The organism is Acidovorax sp. GW821-FHT10E04, assembly GCF_059415185.1.
Window position 1 is genome coordinate 1 of sequence record NZ_JBWKMT010000015.1, and the last position, 1,298, is coordinate 1,298.

The 1,298-nt window shown below is 68.3% G+C and carries 1 protein-coding gene; it reads left to right on the top strand.

Annotation, left to right across the window (positions count from 1 at the left end; all coding sequences use genetic code 11):
- A partial coding sequence (locus AC07OC_RS26050) for a putative bifunctional diguanylate cyclase/phosphodiesterase (RefSeq protein WP_218341917.1) occupies window positions 1-1,298 on the top strand: 1,298 nt, incomplete at both ends.

Genomic DNA, 1,298 nt, shown 5'->3' on the forward strand with positions numbered 1-1,298 from the left:
GACATCACGGACCGCAAGCGAGCGGAGCAGGAGATCGAGCGCCTGGCGTTCTTCGACGCGCTGACGGGCCTGCCCAACCGGCGGCTGCTGCTCGATCGCCTGCAGCGCTCCATCGCCGCGTGCCAGCGCACCAGGAACCTGGGCGCGCTGCTGTTCATCGACCTGGACAACTTCAAGGACCTCAACGACACCCTGGGCCACGACATGGGCGACCAGCTCCTGGCGCAGGTGGCCACGCGCCTGGTGGGCAGCGTGCGCGAGGCCGACACCGTCGCGCGCTTTGGCGGCGACGAATTCGTCGTCATGCTCGAAGCCCTGGCGCCCCAGCTGCCGCAGGCGGCCGCGCAGGCGGAAACCGTGGCCGAGAAACTCCTGGCCAGCCTGAACCAGCCCTTCGAACTGGACGGCGCCCAGCACTACAGCACCCCCAGCATCGGCATCACCCTCTTTGGGGACGAGCGCCTGAGCGTGGACGAACTGCTCAAACGCGCCGACCTGGCCATGTACCAGGCCAAGGCGGCGGGGCGCAACACCCAGCGCTTCTTCGACCCGGACATGCAGGCGGCCGTCAACGCGCGCTCCAACCTGGAGGCCGACCTGCGCCAGGGGCTGGCGCGGGGAGAACTGCTGGTGCACTACCAGCCCGTCGTGGACCACCAGTCCCAGCTCATGGGCGCCGAGGCCCTGGTGCGCTGGCGCCACCCCCAGCGCGGGATGATCAGCCCCGGCGACTTCATCCCCCTGGCAGAGCAGACAGGCCTGATCCTGCCGCTGGGGCAATACGTGCTGCAGACCGCGTGCCGGCAACTGCAGCGCTGGGCAGAGCACCCGGACACGGCGCACCTGTCCATCTCCGTGAACGTGAGCGCGCGGCAGTTTCGCCAGGCCGGCTTCGTGGCCGAAGTTTTGCAGACCCTGCACAGCCACCAGGCGGACCCGCGCAGGCTCAAGCTGGAGCTGACAGAAAGCCTGCTGCTGGGAGACATCGAGGACACCATCGCGCGGATGGTGCAGCTCAAGAGCGAAGGGGTGGGATTTGCGCTGGACGACTTCGGGACAGGGTACTCGTCCCTGTCGTACCTCAAGAGACTGCCGCTGGATCAGGTGAAGATAGACCAGAGCTTCGTGCGGGACGTGCTGGCGGACCCCAACGACGCGGCGATCGTGCGCACGATCCTGGCGCTGGCCAAGAGCCTGGACCTGCAGGTGGTGGCCGAGGGGGTGGAGACGACGGGGCAGCTGTCGTTCCTGCGGCTGCATGGCTGCGAGGGGTTCCAGGGGTTTCTTTTCGGGCGGCC